At 72.4% G+C, this 16,406-nt stretch carries 8 protein-coding genes; 2 read left to right on the top strand and 6 right to left on the bottom strand.

Going from position 1 to position 16,406, the window contains the following annotated elements:
• Nucleotides 1-21: 21 nt before the first annotated feature.
• The 3 genes from IE332_RS15710 to IE332_RS15700 form a co-directional block, all read right to left on the bottom strand.
• Complete coding sequence (locus IE332_RS15710) at nt 22-1,038, bottom strand: carbohydrate ABC transporter permease (RefSeq protein WP_189916466.1); 1,017 nt, start codon at nt 1,036-1,038, stop codon at nt 22-24.
• A gap of 27 nt (nt 1,039-1,065) precedes the next feature.
• Nucleotides 1,066-2,421 (bottom strand): ABC transporter substrate-binding protein, encoded by a 1,356-nt coding sequence (locus IE332_RS15705; RefSeq protein WP_189916465.1) that lies wholly within the window; start codon nt 2,419-2,421, stop codon nt 1,066-1,068.
• Nucleotides 2,422-2,543: 122 nt separating this feature from the next.
• Nucleotides 2,544-3,734: an ROK family transcriptional regulator gene (locus IE332_RS15700; RefSeq protein WP_189916464.1), complete on the bottom strand. Its 1,191-nt coding sequence runs from the start codon at nt 3,732-3,734 to the stop codon at nt 2,544-2,546.
• Nucleotides 3,735-4,371: 637 nt separating this feature from the next.
• On the opposite strand from IE332_RS15700, the gene IE332_RS15695 reads away from it, so the two are divergent.
• Nucleotides 4,372-4,935, top strand: coding sequence for a tetratricopeptide repeat protein (locus tag IE332_RS15695; RefSeq protein WP_189916463.1), 564 nt, complete (start codon nt 4,372-4,374; stop codon nt 4,933-4,935).
• Nucleotides 4,936-5,026: 91 nt separating this feature from the next.
• On the opposite strand, the gene IE332_RS15690 is transcribed toward IE332_RS15695, so the two are convergent.
• Nucleotides 5,027-6,205: a mechanosensitive ion channel family protein gene (locus tag IE332_RS15690; protein ID WP_189916462.1), complete on the bottom strand. Its 1,179-nt coding sequence runs from the start codon at nt 6,203-6,205 to the stop codon at nt 5,027-5,029.
• Between the two features lie 521 nt (nt 6,206-6,726).
• On the opposite strand from IE332_RS15690, the gene IE332_RS15685 reads away from it, so the two are divergent.
• The gene (locus IE332_RS15685) at nt 6,727-7,371 is read left to right on the top strand and encodes an HNH endonuclease (protein WP_189916461.1); all 645 of its coding nucleotides are present in this window, start codon (nt 6,727-6,729) and stop codon (nt 7,369-7,371) included.
• Between the two features lie 278 nt (nt 7,372-7,649).
• Here the strand turns inward: IE332_RS15685 and IE332_RS15680 are convergent, their stop codons facing one another.
• Nucleotides 7,650-11,606: a glycoside hydrolase family 84 protein gene (locus IE332_RS15680; RefSeq protein ID WP_229928621.1), complete on the bottom strand. Its 3,957-nt coding sequence runs from the start codon at nt 11,604-11,606 to the stop codon at nt 7,650-7,652.
• 271 nt (nt 11,607-11,877) lie between these two features.
• Nucleotides 11,878-15,990 carry a ricin-type beta-trefoil lectin domain protein gene (locus tag IE332_RS15675; protein ID WP_189916460.1) on the bottom strand — a complete coding sequence of 1,371 codons (4,113 nt, stop codon included), beginning with the start codon at nt 15,988-15,990 and terminating at the stop codon, nt 11,878-11,880.
• Nucleotides 15,991-16,406: the final 416 nt, after the last annotated feature.

Raw genomic sequence — 16,406 nt, 5'->3', positions numbered from 1 at the left:
GATCAGGTCCTCACTGGCCCGCTAGTCGTCGCTCGCCATGAAGCCGGACTTGCGGCGGAGCAGGATCGAGGTGACGGCCATGGAGATGGCGAACAGCACCAGGGCGACGACGCAGGCCGCGCCGTAGTTGAAGCGCTGGAAGCCGAGGTTGTAGACCATCTGCGGCAGGGTCCAGGTGGAGCCGTTCGGGAAGCCCGGCTCGAACTGCTGGCCGGAGTTGCCCGCGATGCCGCCGGCGACCTTCCCGGCGACGATCGCCTGGGTGTAGTACTGCATGGTCTGGATCACCCCGGTGACCACCGCGAACATGATGATCGGCGAGATGTTCGGCAGCGTGACGTACCGGAACCGCTGGAACGGTCCGGCGCCGTCCAGTTCGGCCGCCTCGTACTGCTCCTTGGGAACGTCCAGCAGCGAGGCCATGAAGATGACCATCAGATCGCCGACGCCCCACATGGCGAGCAGGGTCAGCGCCGGCTTGGACCAGTCCGGGGAGGCGAACCAGCCCGGCTGCGGCAGGCCGAGCTCGCCGAGCAGGTGGTTGACCGGGCCGGTGCCGGGGTTGAACAGGAAGGCGAAGGCCACCGTCGCGGCCACCGGCGGGGCCAGGTACGGCAGGTAGAAGGCGGTGCGGAAGAAGCCGGCACCGGTCTTGACCTTCGTGATGAGCATCCCGACGCCGAGCCCGAAGGCCACCCGCAGGCTCACCATGACGACGACCAGCCACAGGGTGTTGCGCAGGCCCTGCCAGAAGGTCGGCAGGTGGTTGAAGACGTAGTCCCAGTTCTTCAGGCCGGTGAAGCTGGGCTGGCCGAAGCCGTTGTAGCTGGTGAAGGAGAAGTAGGCGGTGGAGACGAGCGGGTAGGCGAAGAAGACGCTGAACCCGATCAGCCAGGGGGAGAGGAAGGCGAGGGTGCGGGCCGCCTCCCGGCGGCGCTTCCGGCGCAGCAGGTGCTGCGTGGAGGGCGCCGCCGGGGCGGACGGTCCGGCGCCGGCCTTGCCGCCGTTCCCCTTGCGGGTGCCGAACGCGAGTGACATGGGAACTCCGTGGGCCGTCGCCGGCCCTTACTTGGCCTGGGCGATGTCGGTGTCGATCTGCTTGGCCGTGGCGGCCAGACCGGCCTGGAGGTCGGTCTGCTTGCCGGACTCGTAGTCGTAGCCCAGGTTCTGCAGGGAGACGATGTAGCCGCTGCCGTTGACGGCCGCCGGGGTGGTGCCGGAGTTGGCGTTCTTGGCGACGTTCAGGAAGGTCTTGAAGTTGTCGTCGCTGACCAGCTTCGGAGAGTTGAGCGCCTCGAAGGTGCTGGGCACGTTGTGGATCGCGTTGGCGAAGTCGACGACCGCGTCGGTGTCCGTGGTCAGGTACTTGACCAGCTCCCAGGCCGCGGCCTGCTTCTTGCTGGTGCTGGCGATGCCGACGATGGTGCCGGTCTGGTAGCCGCGGCCGTAGGTGTCGGCCTGGTCGTCCGGCACCGGGAAGGCGGCGGTGGCCCACTCGAAGCCGGGCTTGTTCTCGGCGAGCGAGGCGGTGCGCCACTCGCCGTCCAGGGCCATCGCCACCTGGCCGGTGTGGAAGGGGTTCTTGGCGCTGAACTCCTCGCCGAAGGTCGAGCGGAACTTCTCCAGCTTGTCGTAGCCGCCGAGCTGGTCGACCAGGCCCTTCTGCCACTTGAGCATCGCGGCGACCTTCGGGTCGGTGGCGAGGTTGGACTTGCCGTCGGGGCCGAAGTAGGTGGGGCCGTACTGGCCGAGGTAGTGCTCGGTGGTGGACTCGTAGCCGTGGTACAGCGGCATGAAGCCGAGCTGCTTGTACGAGTCGCCGTCGGCCTTGGTCAGAAGGGCGGCGTCCGCGGCGAACTCGCTGAAGGTCTTGGGCGGGTTGGCGATGCCCGCCTCGGCGAAGGCCTTCTTGTTGTAGTACAGGCCGTACGCGTCGCCGAGCAGCGGCAGCGAGCACTGGTTGCCCTGGAACTGCGTGTAGTTGAGCATCGCGGCCGGGAAGGTCTTCGCCGGGTCGATGCCGCTCTTCTGGAGCAGCGGCTTGAGGTCGACGAAGGCCTTGGTCGAACAGAACATGCCGACGTTGTTGGTGGTGAAGGAGGACACCACGTCGGGCGCGTCGTCACCGCCGGCCCGCAGGGCCTGGTTGAGCTTGTCGTCGGCGATGTTGCCCACGGTCTTGACGTGGATGTTGGGGTGGGCCTTCTCGAAGGCCGCGATGTTGGCGTCGATCGCCTTGGTCTCGTTGTCCTGGTTCCACCCGTGCCAGAAGGTGATGGTGACGTCCTTGCCGCTGGCCGAGTCGTCGTTTCCGCCCGAGTCGCTGGAACCGGTGCAGGCGGTGGCGAGCAGGGCCAGGACGGCGCTGCCGGCGACGGCGACGATCGTGCGGCGGCCTCTGCGGGAGGTGGTGGCGAGCACTTCGTGGTCCTCCTGGTGGTGCGCGGGCAGGCGTCGTTGCCTCGGGTCCCGCGTTCGGGGGTAGGGGAGAGGTGGGTGCGGGGAGCGTCGGGGGGCGGGAGCGCGGGTGGGTGGAGAGAGCGTCAGTGGGTGGAGAAGACCGCCTCGCGGGCGTCCGCCAGGGCGCGCTGCAGGGCGCCCAGCAGGACCGGTGAGCCGGGCAGGGCGCTGCTCCGCACCTCCGGGCGGGCGATGGAGAGCTTGGCCAGTTCGTCCTCGACGAGCGCGCGCAGGCGTTCGCCGCCCGCGCTGGGCACCGCGCCGGAGAGGACCACCAGCTGGGGGTCGACGACCGAGACGATCACGGTCAGGCCGACGGCGAGCCGCCCGGCCAGCTCGGCGAGGAACGCGTCCCCGGCCCCCGGGGTCGCCAGGGCCTTGGCGACGGACTCCTCGGCGGTCGGCGCGCCGAGCCCGTGCTCCCGGGCCAGCGCCCGGACCGCGGGCGCGCCGACCAGCGCCTGGAAGCCGCCGAAGTTGCGGCGCCGTGGGTCCCACTCGACGGGCGAGTCGGGCACCGGCATGTAGCCGACCTCCCCGGCGCCGCCGGTGAAGCCCCGGTGCAGCCGCCCGGCGATGACGATCGCCGCGCCGACACCCGCCTCGGCCCAGAGCAGGACGAAGTCCTCGCAGCCGGCCGCCGCACCGGAGGCCTGCTCGGCGACGGCGGCCAGGTTCACGTCGTTCTCGATCGACACCGGCGCGCCGATCGCCTCGGACAACTCCTCGACCAGCCGCGGCGAGTGCCATCCGGGCAGGTGGGAGGCGTAGCGAAGCTTGCCGGTGACCGGGTCCGGGGCGCCGCCCAGGCCGATCACGACGGTACGCAGGCTGCCCTCGGCGAGCCCGGCGGCCCGGACCGTCGCGGCGACCGCCGCGGCGACCTTCGGGACCGTCCCGGCGGCCGGCACGCCCTTGGTGGTGACGGTGTGCTCGGCCAGCGTGGTGCCGGTGATGTCGGCGACCGCGACCCGGATCCCGTGGTTGGTGACGTCCAGCCCGGCGACGTACCCGGCGGCCGGATTCACCTGGTACAGCTGCGCGTTGGGCCCCGGCCCGCCCGCCGTGGTCCCGACCGGCAGCACCAGCCCGCCCGCCTCCAGCCGGGCCAGCAGCTGGGAGGCGGTGGGCTTGGAGAGCCCGGTCAGGGTCCCGATCTGAGTACGCGAGAGCGGGCCGTTCTCCAGCAGCAGCTCGAGGGCGGCACGGTCGTTGATGGCCCGCAGCAGGCTGGGGGTACCGGCGAGGGGGGCCTTGGCGGTGCTCTTGGTCATGCCCGGAATCCTCCTCGTTCGGCTCGCCCCGGAGAACTGTTAGGAAACTTTCCAGTCGCTTGGGTAGGACCGTAAGGGCCGCGTCAGCGGGGTGTCAATGCCCGGTCCCCCGGAGGATGCCGAAGCGTTACCACCCAGCCCCAACCCCGGCCCCCAAGGAAGGAACTCGATCGCGAGAGAAGTGAGAAGGGGGAAGAAGGGTGTCGGCCTCTCCCGTCGAGAGGGCAGCAGAAGTCCCGATCGACAGCGGCCCCCCTTGGCACGCCGAGGGGGGCCGCGACAAAAGCATCAGCAGGTCGACCCGGGCACGTGCAGCTCATACCCCAGCGCTTCAGACCCCTTCCGCAGTACCAGGGCTCCGTGTTCGGACGTCAACCGCGGCAGGGACAAATGTCGCCCCTCGGCACGCTGGGGATCCCGTCGCCGCTTCGGCATGGCCGAAGCGGCGACGGCCGACTTCCGGCCCTCTGCGCAGGAAGTCGGCCAGACCGACTTCCTGCGCGTAAGCCGGGTGCCCTCGAAGGAGCAAGCGGTCGTCGCACGCCAGACCGACCAGCTGTAGTGCCACGCTGAGCAGAACCGGACGACGGAGAGTCACGTGCTTGGGCACCTCATCACTCACGACGACAACCTGCGGATGGTCCCCAGCGACCGGGACGAGCTGACCACCGCCGTCGGCCGACTCCACGAGGAACTGCGGGCTCTGCCCGAGGAGAGCGACCCCGCTCGCGCTCGGGTCCTGACCAGGTGGATCGGTATCGGCCGGATGTGCCTGGGCCACCACGAAGAGGCCCGTGCGTTCCTCCGGCAGTCGCTCGACCTGGCCGCGGCGATCGGCAACACCCGGGCCGTCGTCGCCACCGGGCTCAACCTCGGTGACGCGCACCGCTACGCCGGTGACGCGCAGACGGCGGACGCGCTCTACCGCAGTGCGCTGAACACCGCGCGAAGCCGGCACCCGGAACTTGTCGACTTCGCGCTTCAGCACACCGGAAAGCACCTGATGGAGCGCGGTGACCTCGTGGATGCCCAGGCCCACTTCCAAGAAGCGCTGCGGCTGCGGATCGCCAAGGGCGACGCCGGGCTGATCGAGTCCACCCAGGCCGCCCTCGACCGGGCCACATTGCTGATCGGCCAGGCCGACGCATCGGCGGCAGGCAGCGCGGTGCCGCGCCGGTGGAGCGGTCCCGCTACCTATTGATCAACCCGGACCCCGGCCGCCCGCAACCGCCGGCGGCGGGCCCGCCCCGTTCTGTGGCTGCCCCTGAGAGCCACCGGGGTACGGGCGGGGCCTACGGTTCCGGCTTCGGGGCGGGGATCGGCTCGGTGGCCTTGAAGCGGGCCGAGTTCGGGTCGGCGAGTGCGGAGGGGGCCGCCTGCTCGGCCGCGGGGGCGGGCACCGGTGCGATCACCACGCCGGTCGCCGCGCTCGCCGCCGCCGCCGCGCCGGCGGCCGTCAGGGCCTCCTCCTTGACCTTGATCCCGGCCCGGTCGAAGGCGATCTTCAGCCGCTGCCGCAGTGCCCGGGAGACCACCGCCGACTTGCCCGGCGCGGTCCTGGCCTCGATCCGCACCATCACCGAGTCCGCCGCGACGGACTCCACGCCCAGGATCGACACCGGCGCCCAGACCAGCTCGTCGTACGGAGCCTCCTTGGCCAGCTCCTCGGCGGTCTGCAGGATCAGGTCCTCGGCCCGCAGCAGGTCCTCCTTGTAGCCGATCTGGACGTCCACCGAGGCGGTCGACCAGCCCTGGCTCATGTTGGCGATCCGCTTCACCTCGCCGTTGCGGATGTACCAGATCTCGCCGTTCGCCCCGCGCAGCTTGGTCACCCGGAGGCCGACCTCCAGGACCGTGCCGGTGGCCACCCCGGTGTCGATCTCGTCGCCGACGCCGTACTGGTCCTCCATGATCATGAAGACCCCGGAGAGGAAGTCCGTGACCAGGTTGCGGGCGCCGAAACCGATCGCCACACCGGCCACACCGGCGCTCGCCAGCAGCGGCGCCAGGTTCACCCCCAGCGCGGACAGCACCATCAGCGCCGCCGTGCCCAGGATCGAGAACGAGGCCACGCTGCGCAGCACCGAACCGATCGCCTCCGAGCGCTGCTGGCGCCGCTCCGGGTTCACCACCCCGGTGTTGGCCAGCAGCCCGCCCAGCCGGCTCTCCTCCTGGTGCTCGGCGGTGCGCGCCATACGCCCTATCAGCTGGGAGATCAGCTTGCGCACCACGGCCCGCAGCACCAGCGCCAGCACCACGATGAAGACGATCCGCAGCCCCGAGGCCAGCCAGCCCTGCCAGTGGGTGTCGAACCAGCTCGCGGCCTGCTTGGTGGTGTCCGAGACCTCCTGCGCGCTGGTCGGGATTCTCAGGTCCAGGTTCGGCAGCTGCGCGGTGGGGCTGGGGGCCGGCGTCGGAGCGGAGGGCGTCGAGGACGCGTCGGACAGACCGGTGGCTCCGGAGCTGAACACGTGCGGACCTTCCTTGCAGGGAGCGTGTCGGGCCCGCACCGCCGGCAAGCGGCCCGCGGACCGTGCGCCTTAGCCTATCCGGCACCGGACACCCGGCCGGACACGCCGAAGATCGTCCGAGGCCCCGCGCGGGGCCGCCGCAAGCCGCCGGACGCCGGCGGAGGCCGGCGCAGGGCGTACGGAACAGCCCGGACGCCCCGTCAACGCTCCGGTGCGCTCCCCCCGAACCCCGCCCCGGATCCCGCCGCTCCCCGCCCCCGCACTGCTCCGACCGGCCGATCCGTCCCCCGGGAGGGCCACCGGACGGTACCCGGAGGGCACCCGGGTGCAACCCGACCGTCCCCCGGGCATACCGGTTATGACAGAGACCACACCCGGAGTTCACGTCAGGTCCGTTACACAGGAGTGGTGGCGCCGTACAAAGGCGTAAGGCGACACTGGGGGAGATCGCGCACTCGTTGTGCGATCCAACCGCTCGTCCCGGCGCGAGCCACGCGCCGCAGGCGTCCAAGGAGGCATCCGTGCCGCATGTCCTGGTCCTCAACGCGTCCTACGAGCCACTCGGCGTCGTATCGATGCGCCGCGCACTCATCCTGGTCCTCAACCACAAGGCGGTCAGCCTGGAGGACTCGGGAGTCACTCTGCACAGCGCCACCAGCGCCCTTCCGGCGCCGTCCGTCGTCCGCCTGACCCGCTTCGTCCGGGTCCCGTTCTGCGGGCCCGTCCCGCTCACCCGCCGGGCGCTGTTCGCCCGCGACCACGGCCGTTGCGTCTACTGCGGGGCCGCCGCCACCAGCGTCGACCACGTCATCCCGCGAAGCCGGGGCGGCCAGCACCGGTGGGACAACGTGGTGGCAGCCTGCCGCCGCTGCAACCACACCAAGGCCGACCGCCACCTCACCGAACTGGGGTGGCGGATGAAACGGCCACCCGCACCGCCGAGCGGCCTCGCCTGGCGGATCATCGGCACCGGCATCAAGGACCCGCGCTGGCGCCCCTACCTGGAGCCGTACGGCGGTGCCGACCAGCTGCGAGCCGCGCAGTGGGGCGAGTACGAGCACCACGACCATACCGAGGCCGGTCACTCGGTCCCGATCGGCCGGGCGCACAGCGCCCACCCCGCCCCCGTCCGCCGCGGCGAGCAGCCCGAACCGCTCTCCGCCTGACCGAAGCGACACAAAGGGCCCGCCCGTCACACCGTCGGTACGCGCCTCATGGGCCGCCGAGCCCCCCGCACCGGGGAGCCGGCGGCCCGCCGCTTTGGCCCCCCTTTTTTGGCCCGGCTCGCCTCCGGGGCGCTCGAACCCGGCGCCGACGGTCGGCGCTCCAAGGCCCCTCGTTCCTCAGGGCCTCCTCGCTTCTCCCTTTCGGCACCGGCGCGCCCCTTCGGCTCGCCGGGCTCCGCGTACGGTTGCCGCTACCCGCTACCCGCTACCCGCCCCGGTCACGGCTTCGGCGGCGCCGCCGGGGGAGCCGTGGAGGTGCCCGGTGCCCCGCCCGGCTGTGCGGGCTGCGCGGGCTGGCCGGGCTGGGCGGGCTGCCCGGCCGGGGGCTGGGGCTGGGCCGGCGGGGTCACCGCGTAGAGCTCGACCCCCCACAGCGAGTAGCCGTACTTGGTGGCCCGCGCCACGCCCTGGACCCGGACGAAGCGGACCCCCGGCGCGTCGAAGCGCACCGTCTCGTCGCCGCCCTTGCCGTTGTCCACGGTCGCCGCGTCGGTCCAGGAGTTCCCGTCCGCCGAGACCTGGATCCGGTACGAGCTGGCGTACGCGGCCTGCCAGTGCAGGACCGCCGCGCCCAGCCGGGTCGCCTGCGGCAGCTCCAGCCGCACCCACGCGTCGTCCTTGGCCGGCGAGGACCAGCGGCTCTTCGGGTCGCCGTCGGTGACGGCCGAGGCCGGGTAGTTCGCCGTCTCGTCGCCCGAGGAGGTGGCCTTGGCGGCGAGCGCCAGGTCCGCACCGCCGGTCGGCGGCACCACGTGCACCTGGAGCACCTGCCGGACGGTGGTCGTCCCGGCCACGAACTGCACCGGCACCTGGTACGTCCCGGACGGCGTGTCCGGTGCGGCGCTGACCTGCAGCGGCACCCCGACCCGGCCGCCGCGCGGCACGGTGACCGGGCCGGACGGGGTCGCGGTGAGGCCCTTGGCGGCGGCCGGCACCTCGGTGCGCAGCTCGCCGGTGGTGCCCTCGGGGCGGCCGGCCTCCACGGTGGCCCGGGTCTGGGCGGGGGCGGCCGCGCCGGTGACCACGTCCAGGGCGGGGTCGGACAGGCTCAGCCGGGCCGCCGGGGCGTCCGCGTACCAGGGGATGACCTGGTTGACGACCGGCGGGTCGCCGCCGGGCTTCCAGGTCATCCGGAACGCGTCGGCGATCTGGCCGCCGGCCGGCAGCTCGTTGTAGCCGGGCTGCACGGTGCCGATGTCCGTCCAGGTGCCGTCGGCGCGCCGCACCGCGACGGTGGCGGTGGCGCGCACGCCCGGGTCGGTCAGTACGGTGAGCCGGTCCAGCGGGCGGGCGGTGCCGAGCTCGACGGTCAGCGGCTCGTCCTGCGCGGTGGGCGCCTTGGCGGCCCGGTACGCGGTGTCCGGGTTGCCGTCGAGGACGGCGGCGGCGGAGGAGCCGGGCAGCGCGTCCGGCCCGCCGGTGACGCTGGTCGGGGCCTCGTCCGGGGCGGTGACGGTGAACTCGCGGACGGCGACGGCGGTCTTCTGCGCCGAGGTGGCCCGCAGCCGTACGGCCCGGACGACGGTGCCGGGCGGGAGCTGGGCGCTGACCGTCTTCTGGTTCCTGACCACGGCGAGCTGCTTCCAGCCGCCTTCGCCGGTGGAGTACTCGAGCACGCCGTCGCGGATGTAGTCGTCCACGGCGGTGCGGGCGTCCGCGCCGTTGCCCCAGCCGCCCATCAGGACGGTGACGCCGCTGACCGGGCGGCCGGCGCCGAGGTCGAGGCCGACCGCGTCGCCGGGCTGCGGGGGAGCGGAGCTCCAGTAGAAGGTGTCGGCCACGCCGTCGGTCATCAGCGCGGGCAGGTGGTCCTGCGCGGTGCCCATGGTGGTGGTCGCGGTGACGCCGCCGCTGACCACGCCGGCCCAGTTGTCGGCGGCGCGGACGGCGCGCTCCAGGAACGGGCCGAGCACGCCGGCGCCGATGGTGGCCGGGGCCCGGTCGAGCTGCTCGCGCAGCCGGTTGAGCTCCACCCGGGCCTTCCAGGCGGCCGCGCCGTCGCCGCCGTGCTGGGCCAGCAGCATGTTCAGCGCGGCCTGCCCGGCGAGCCCGTAGTCGCGCAGCGGGCCGAGCCAGGGCGCGGCCTCGCCGGCCAGCTGGGCGGTGGCCGGGGTGCCGGCGAGGGTCTGCTGGGCGGTGGCCATCGCGGCGAAGGCGTCGCGCAGCGGCGCGGCGGCCTCTATCAGCCTGGTGAGGTCGGGGGCGGTGCCGGAGGTGGGTTCGGCGGCGGCCCAGAAGCGGTCGAGCAGCGGGGTCAGGTAGCCGGACTCCTGCTTGGACAGCGGTGAGGAGGTGCTGTTGCCGGCCAGCGCGGTGACGGCGGGCAGGGCGGTCCCGGCGGGTGTCGCGGCGGCGCCGGTCGGCCCGGCGAGCGAGCGGACGGCGGCCTGCCAGGACTCGTCGGGCTTGTAGCCGGTCGGGTTCCAGGCGAAGTCGCCGGCCGTGGCGATCGCTATCCGGGAGGCCACCGGCTGCTGCATGGCGCCGGTCAGCATCACCGCGGAGCGGGTGGCCACGCCCGGGTCGCGCCCGGTGTAGGCGCCGAGGAAGAGCCGGTCCGGGGTGGCGTCGTTGACCGGGTAGTTGTCCATGGTGACCAGCGGGTGCCCGTACAGGTCGGCGGTGTCGGAGGCCTGGGCGGTGGTGATCTTCTCCGGGATCACGCCGACCCCGCTCCAGGCCACCTGTACGCCCTGCGGCAGCGCCGCGGCCAGCGCCTTGCGGTACGGGGTGGCGCCCTGCTGGTGGTACTCGGTGGGGACGACGGACAGCGGGGCCAGGCCCGGGTTCCTGGCGATCAGCCGGTCCTGCACCTTCTTCACCAGCGCGGCCTGCGCCTTGGCGGCCGCGGCCGGGCCGGTGCCGTACTCGTCGCGGTCGTCGTCGCAGTGCCACTCGTCGTAGCTGACGTCGAGGAACTGCAGCTGGAAGGCGGTGAAGCCGAGCTTGCGCAGCCCGTCCAGCTTGGCGACCAGCGCGTCGGTGTCCTTGCCGGAGCTGAAGCAGAGGGACTGCCCCGGGTCGATCGCGTAGCCGAGGGTGACGTGGTTGCGCCGGGCCCGGTCGGCGAGTTCGCGCAGCTCGTCGGCTTGCGCGGCCGGGTAGGCGTTGCGCCAGCGGGAGAGCCGGTACGGGTCGTCACCGGGGGCGTAGAGGTAGAAGTTCTGCTTGGAGCGGCCGAGGAAGTCGACCTGCTCCAGCCGCTGCTGCGCGGTCCACGGGGTGCCGTAGAACGCCTCGGCGGTGCCGCGCACCGGCGCGCCGGTCGGCCAGTCCCGCAGGGTGATCCCGGGCAGGCCGAGGCCGTTCGCGCCGGCCGCCTGCCCCTGCCCGACGGGTACGGCGGCGAGCAGCTGACGCAGGCTCTGCGCGGCGTAGAAGGTGCCGGTGGTGTCCGCGCCGGCCAGCACCACGGCGCCGTAGGTGCCGCCGCCCTGGGCGGGCAGCTGACCGGCCGACAGCACGTAGCCGCCGGTCGGCAGGTTCGCGGTCGACGGCGCGCTGCCGTCCTTGCCGCCGGCCGCGGCGGCCAGCTGCCGCAGCACCCGGTCCACCTCGCCGTCGGCGCCCTCGGACGGGCCGCCGACGTACACCACCAGCGAGCCGGCCGCCGGCGTCCCGCCGTCGGCCTGCGGCGACACCTCGGTGGCCCCGGCGACGGCCAGCACCTCACGGACGGCCAGTACCGCGCCGATGTCCGCCTTGGGCGAGGCCACCAGCGCCACCTCGGCGGGCACCACGACCGGCTTGCCCGCCACGGTCTGCTCCTGCGGCCGCGGGAACACCCGGGGGTCGGTCACGCTCCCCAGCGGCGTCTGCGGCGCGGTGCTCACCACGTCGGGCCCGGGCGCCGCCGCGTACGCCGTCGGCAGCGGCCCGGCCAGCAGCCCGCCGAACACGGCCGCCGCCGCGACCCCGGCCGCGATCTGCATCGCCCGCCGCCCGGGCCGGCCCGAGGCCCGCTCCGCCCGCACCGACGCCAACAGCGGTTCCGTCCCCTTGAGATCGGCGATCAGCCGGTCCGCCGTCCGGGGCGCCAGCTGACGGCACGTCCGCGCCGTCGCCCGCCGCGCGACCAGCGCCGCGGGGTGCTGCAGCACCTCCCGCAACGCCGGACTCTGCTCCAACTGCGACCGCAACCGCCGCCCGGCCGCGACGGACACTCGGGATTGCACAGGAGCCTCCTCGCCAGGCCGGAACCACATCGCCGCCACCCCACCAGCTACCCAACCCGGTGTCAACGTCGTCGACGGCTATGCCGTCCTTGCCCCGATTCATCCCCTCCTCGACCGCTCCGCGAACCCCTCCCCGGCCCTTCCCCGAACCTCCCCCGAATCCCCTCCTGACCTCCTCCGACAGTCCGCCTGACCTCCTCTGACGACGCGAAAGGGCCCGCTCCGCCGATCAGCGGAGCGGGCCCTCGACTCCCAGCTCAGGACATGGACGTCAGGAGCGCGGCGGAGCGGGCAGCACAGCCGTCCGCAGGGTCGGGACGCTCCACTGCTGGTTCGCCTCGTACGCGCAGTCCCACAGGTCCAGCCGCGCGCCGTTGACCGCCTGCCACTGCGGCAGGGTCAGGCAGCGGCCGGAAGCCGGGTGGTACAGCGCGTTGTTCGCGAGCGGCACCCACTTCTGCGCCGCCGTGCCGTCGCAGGTGCGGTACTCCAGCGGCGTGCCGTTGCCGGTGCCGGCGTTCACCGGGGCGATGCACCCGCCCAGCACGCGCAGGGTGCCGTCGTTGCCGAGCGACACCTGCTGCGACGGGTTCCCGTGGCAGCCGTAGAGCTGGATCGCGGTGCCGTTGGCGGTACCCGCGCCGGCGTCGTCGACGCACATGTCGCCGTTGACGGCCGAGCGGACGACGCCGGTGGCGCCCGGAGCGGCGGGCGCCACCGCGAACGGGTAGACGGCGGTGCTGCTGATGCTGCCGTCGAAGCTCGCGCTCTGCTTGGACTGGTACTTGTAGCGGCCGAGTGCGAACGGCCCCGAGGACGGCGGGCTGCTGCTCGCCCAGTGGACCCTGGTGCCCGCGAGCACGCCGTCCACGTACAGCGCCATCAGGCCGGTGTCCGCGTTGTAGGAGGCGGTCAGCCGGGTCCAGACGCCCAGCCGGGTCTGGGCGGCGGCGTTCACGATCTCCGTGTAGTGGTACGACCAGTTGTCGTCGTCCGCGTACGCCAGGGCGAAGTTCCAGTTCCGTCCAGGGCCGTCCGTGTAGAGCAGGAAGTTGCTCCCGTGGACGGTCCCCTGGCTGGCGACCACGCCACCGCCCGGACCCGCCTTGGCCCAGGTGGAGAGCGTGAAGCTCTTCCGGGTGTCGACCACCGGGCCCGACATGGTGATGTTCGAGCCCGCACCGGGGCTGAAGGCGCCCACGGTGACCGCGCGGCCGTCCACCGCGTCCCCGACCCAACTGACGCCGGAGGCCGTACCGTTGGCACGCTTCTGGCCGTCGCCGACGGTGTCGCCGCCGTCGGGCGCCGCCAGCCAGTTGCCGACCGGGTGGTTGAGGTTGCCGAGCGCGACCGGGCTCTTCTCCAGGCCGGTCACCGTCGCGCCGCTGTTGGCGTCGGGCGCCTTGGCGCCGACACCGGCCCAGGCGACCAGCTGATTGGTGGTGTCGACGGCCCAGAGGTCGGGCACACCGTCACCGGTGACGTCGCCGTTGGAGCCGACCTTCGGGTAGAGCCTGGCGTCGACGCCGTTGGCCAGCCAGCCCTTGGTGGGCACCGAGAAGCCGGAGGCGTCGAAGGTCCCCGGGGCGCCGCCCTTGAGCAACTGGTAGGCGTGGACGGTTCCGTCACCCTTGGCCCGGCCCCAGACGGTGGGGACGTTCGTGCCCTTGGTCGGGCCGGGGGTGATCAGGTCGTAGCTGTCCCAGGACTGGTCCTGGGACAGGAGGATGGCCGGTCCGTCGAGGTGCTTCACGTTGTCCGACAGGTTGAGCCACAACCTGCTCTTCTCGACGAAGAGCAGGGAGGACCGGGGCAGACCCGCGAGGGTCGTACCCGCTTTGTCCGGCGTGTCGCCGTAGGGCGATCCGAATGCGGCGATCTGGGTGACGCCGGACCAGTCACTGCCGTTGCCGTTGGCGGCGCAGTCGATCGGCGTGCCGTCGGGCAGGATGCAGAAGCGGCTCTTGGCCAGCGTCGTCGCGGCCTGGCCGTCGAGATGCCCGGCGATGTCGTCGTTCGGGTAGAGCGAGAGGAAGGGGCTGCCGGGAGCGTGTGCGACGAGGTCGTCCACGTTCCGGTCGCTGAACGAACCCCGGTGGGTGATCTGGGCCGTGCTCCAGTCCTGGTTGTCCGCCGCGCCGGGCGCGGAGGCCGGCTTGGTGTTCGGGGCCGCGTACGGGTCGGCGTTGGCGCCCACCAGCCGCAGCGAGCCGGTGCCGTCCGGCAGGAGGACGTCGCCCTTGCGGTCGCCGTCGATGTCGCCCATGACGGGGTCGCCGGCGGCGGGGTTGCTCGGCACGAAGTAGGTGTACGCGACCGGCTGCGACATGTTGCCGGCGTTGTCCTGGGTCTGCAGGTAGAGGAAGTTGGTCCCCCAGTGCCACGGCGTGTACGTCAGCTGGACGCTGCCGTCGCCGTTCATCTTGACGATGTTGCCGCCGTCGGTGCAGTTCCACCCGGTGGCCGCGGCCTGGACCGGGTCCGTGGTCCACCGGGCGCAGGCCAGGCCGGAGGAGCGGCCGCCGGTGGCCGGAGCCGGGTCGGCGCCGGTCAGGGTGAAGACGCCCTCCTGGCCGACGAGCTTCGGGTGGCCGCCGAGGGTGCCGGACTCGGGGAAGTCCGTCGAGGTGACCCGCGCGGTCGGCGGGGTGCGGTCGATGCGGAGGAAGCACATCGGCGAGTTCTCGCTGTGGAGCGTGCCGTCGTCGGTGACGGCGTACCAGCCGTACTGGTGCCCGTCGATCAGCGGGCCGACGCTCACGTTCTTGCGGCCCGAACTGGCTCCCCAGTCCGTCGAGTAGACGGCGGAGGAACCGCCGTTGTCGTCGTCCCAGATCTTGAACGTCGTCCAGAGCTGCTCACCGGTCCGCGACCAGGTGTCGACGCTCAGGTTGATGTCGGTGTTGATCCCGACCCAGCCCGGGTTGTCCCAGGGGTTGCCAGTGCCGGGGGTCTGGCACGCGTTGTAGGTGGCGTCACGAGCGAACCCGGGGGTCGGACTGGTGGCGGGGCTGCCGATGTTGGGCGCGAAGTCGTAGGTGACGACGATGTGCGGGCTGTTCGCGAACCGCTGGTGGTAGTACTTGTTGGTCTCGTCGTCGGGGGCGAACATGAAGGTCCAACCACCCCAGTGTTCGCTCGCCGCCTGGGTCATCTGGGTGAGGACGTCGAACTCCTTGCCGCCCGCCCCCTGGATCCAGTTCAGGCCGACCTTGGCGCAGTTCGAGAGCTCAGGGCAGGGCTGGGCCTCCCAGCGGGTCCACTGGTTGATCGGGTTGTTGTTGCCCGAGCCGGTCGAGTACAGGCCCATCGGCGTGGGTGTCGACGGGCTGGAGGACTCCGCGACGGTGGCGTACAGCTTGGCGCTCAGCACGGCGGAGTCCCAGAACACCGGGTCCAGGCCGACCTGGAAGTAGGCGCGTTCCTTGCCTTCCCTCTCGCAGCGGTTCCTGGTGTCGATGTAGCCGCAGTAGCCGGCTCCCGGCTTGTCCTGGCCGTACTGGGTGCCGTTGTACTCCGGGGTGGTGGGGTAGGCCGACTGGACCTGCGCCCAGGCCTGGGTGCCGTTGTCGGCGGTCGGGTTCCAGCCCGGGTCGATGTACCAGGGGCCGGTGCCCTGTCCGAGCGCCGAGGGGTCCGGCACCAGGTCGATGCCACTGCCGGTGACGGTGGTGGTGATCGGCGCGGTCCGGGCGCCGGGGCCGGGGGCCTTGCTGTCGGAGCCGGCCGGGACCGGAGCGCCGTCGGCCGGGGGCGCCGCGGTGGCCTTGGACTGCGAGCCGGCGGGGGTGGAGTCCCACATGACCGGAGCCGGAGCGGTGAAACGGGCCTTGCCGGTGGCGTCCTCGGCGGTCAGGTTGCCGTTGGCGTCCGCCTTGACGGTCAGCCCGTCCGTGGTGGTGTCGAGGTGCAGCTTCTTGATCTTCGGGTCGGCCGCGGCCTGGACGGTGCGGACGATCAGGATCTGACGCCAGCCGCCGGCGGCGGTGGCACTCACCTCCAGGTCGACGTCGGGCAGGACGGACCGGTAGAGCGCGCTACTGCCCGCGAGTTCGGGCTTCGGCAGGTCGAACGGCGCCTTGATCGACAGTTTCCTGCCGTCCGCCGTCGCCATGGTGGCCAGCGGGCCGCTGCCGCCACCGGAGAACGTGAGAGCGGACGGGACGGCGGTCGGCGTGACCGTGCCGTCGGCGTTGGCCCGCAGGGTCGCGTCCACGGCCCGCCAGGTGCCGTCGGCGTTCTTGACCCGCTCCGCCACCGGCGAGGATTCGCTGCTCACCGTGCCGTCCGGGTTGGCGGTGGTCCGGCTGCTCCCCGTGGTCAGGGAATCGACGACGACGGGCTTTCCGGTGCTCTTCGCCTTCGCCTGCGCGGTGCGAATCACCTCGGTCTGGGCCGAGCGACCACCGGGCTGCCCCTTGGCCGGTGGCGCGGGATGCGCGGGCCAGGAGGTGTCGGCAGGTCCGTGGCCGCGGTCGGCGGGAGCCGCCGCGGCGATGCCGGGCACTGCCAGGAGGCCTGCGCCGAGGGAGAGGACAGCCGTACAGGCGAGCGGCAGCAGTGCCGCGCCGAATGTCCGGCTTCTTGTGCCCCGCCCGGGAGTTGGAGGAAATGGTGGTTTCGACCTTGACATGAAGACCCCGTCGTCAAAGGTGATGTGAGCAGAAGTCAGCCGCACGGTGCCTTCACATTTGCTTCGCTGTCAAAGCGTTTTGTCGACACCGTGTCCGAGTTGTCGCGGGAGGTGACACATTGCTCTCCGGGTGACGTTCCTCACACTGCGTGATCATGAAGTCTTCC

The organism is Kitasatospora xanthocidica (genome assembly GCF_014656195.1).
Taxonomy (GTDB): Bacteria; Actinomycetota; Actinomycetes; order Streptomycetales; family Streptomycetaceae; genus Kitasatospora; species Kitasatospora xanthocidica.
Note: the sequence above shows the minus strand (reverse complement) of the source record. Positions and strands in the feature narration are given on the sequence as shown.

Excerpts from the sequence above, each read along its gene's own strand:
- IE332_RS15710 (WP_189916466.1), bottom strand. The coding sequence starts at position 1,038 with ATGTCACTCGCGTTCGGCACCCGCAAGGGGAACGGCGGCAAGGCCGGC.
- IE332_RS15695 (WP_189916463.1), top strand. The coding sequence starts at position 4,372 with ATGGTCCCCAGCGACCGGGACGAGCTGACCACCGCCGTCGGCCGACTC.
- IE332_RS15700 (WP_189916464.1), bottom strand. The coding sequence starts at position 3,734 with ATGACCAAGAGCACCGCCAAGGCCCCCCTCGCCGGTACCCCCAGCCTG.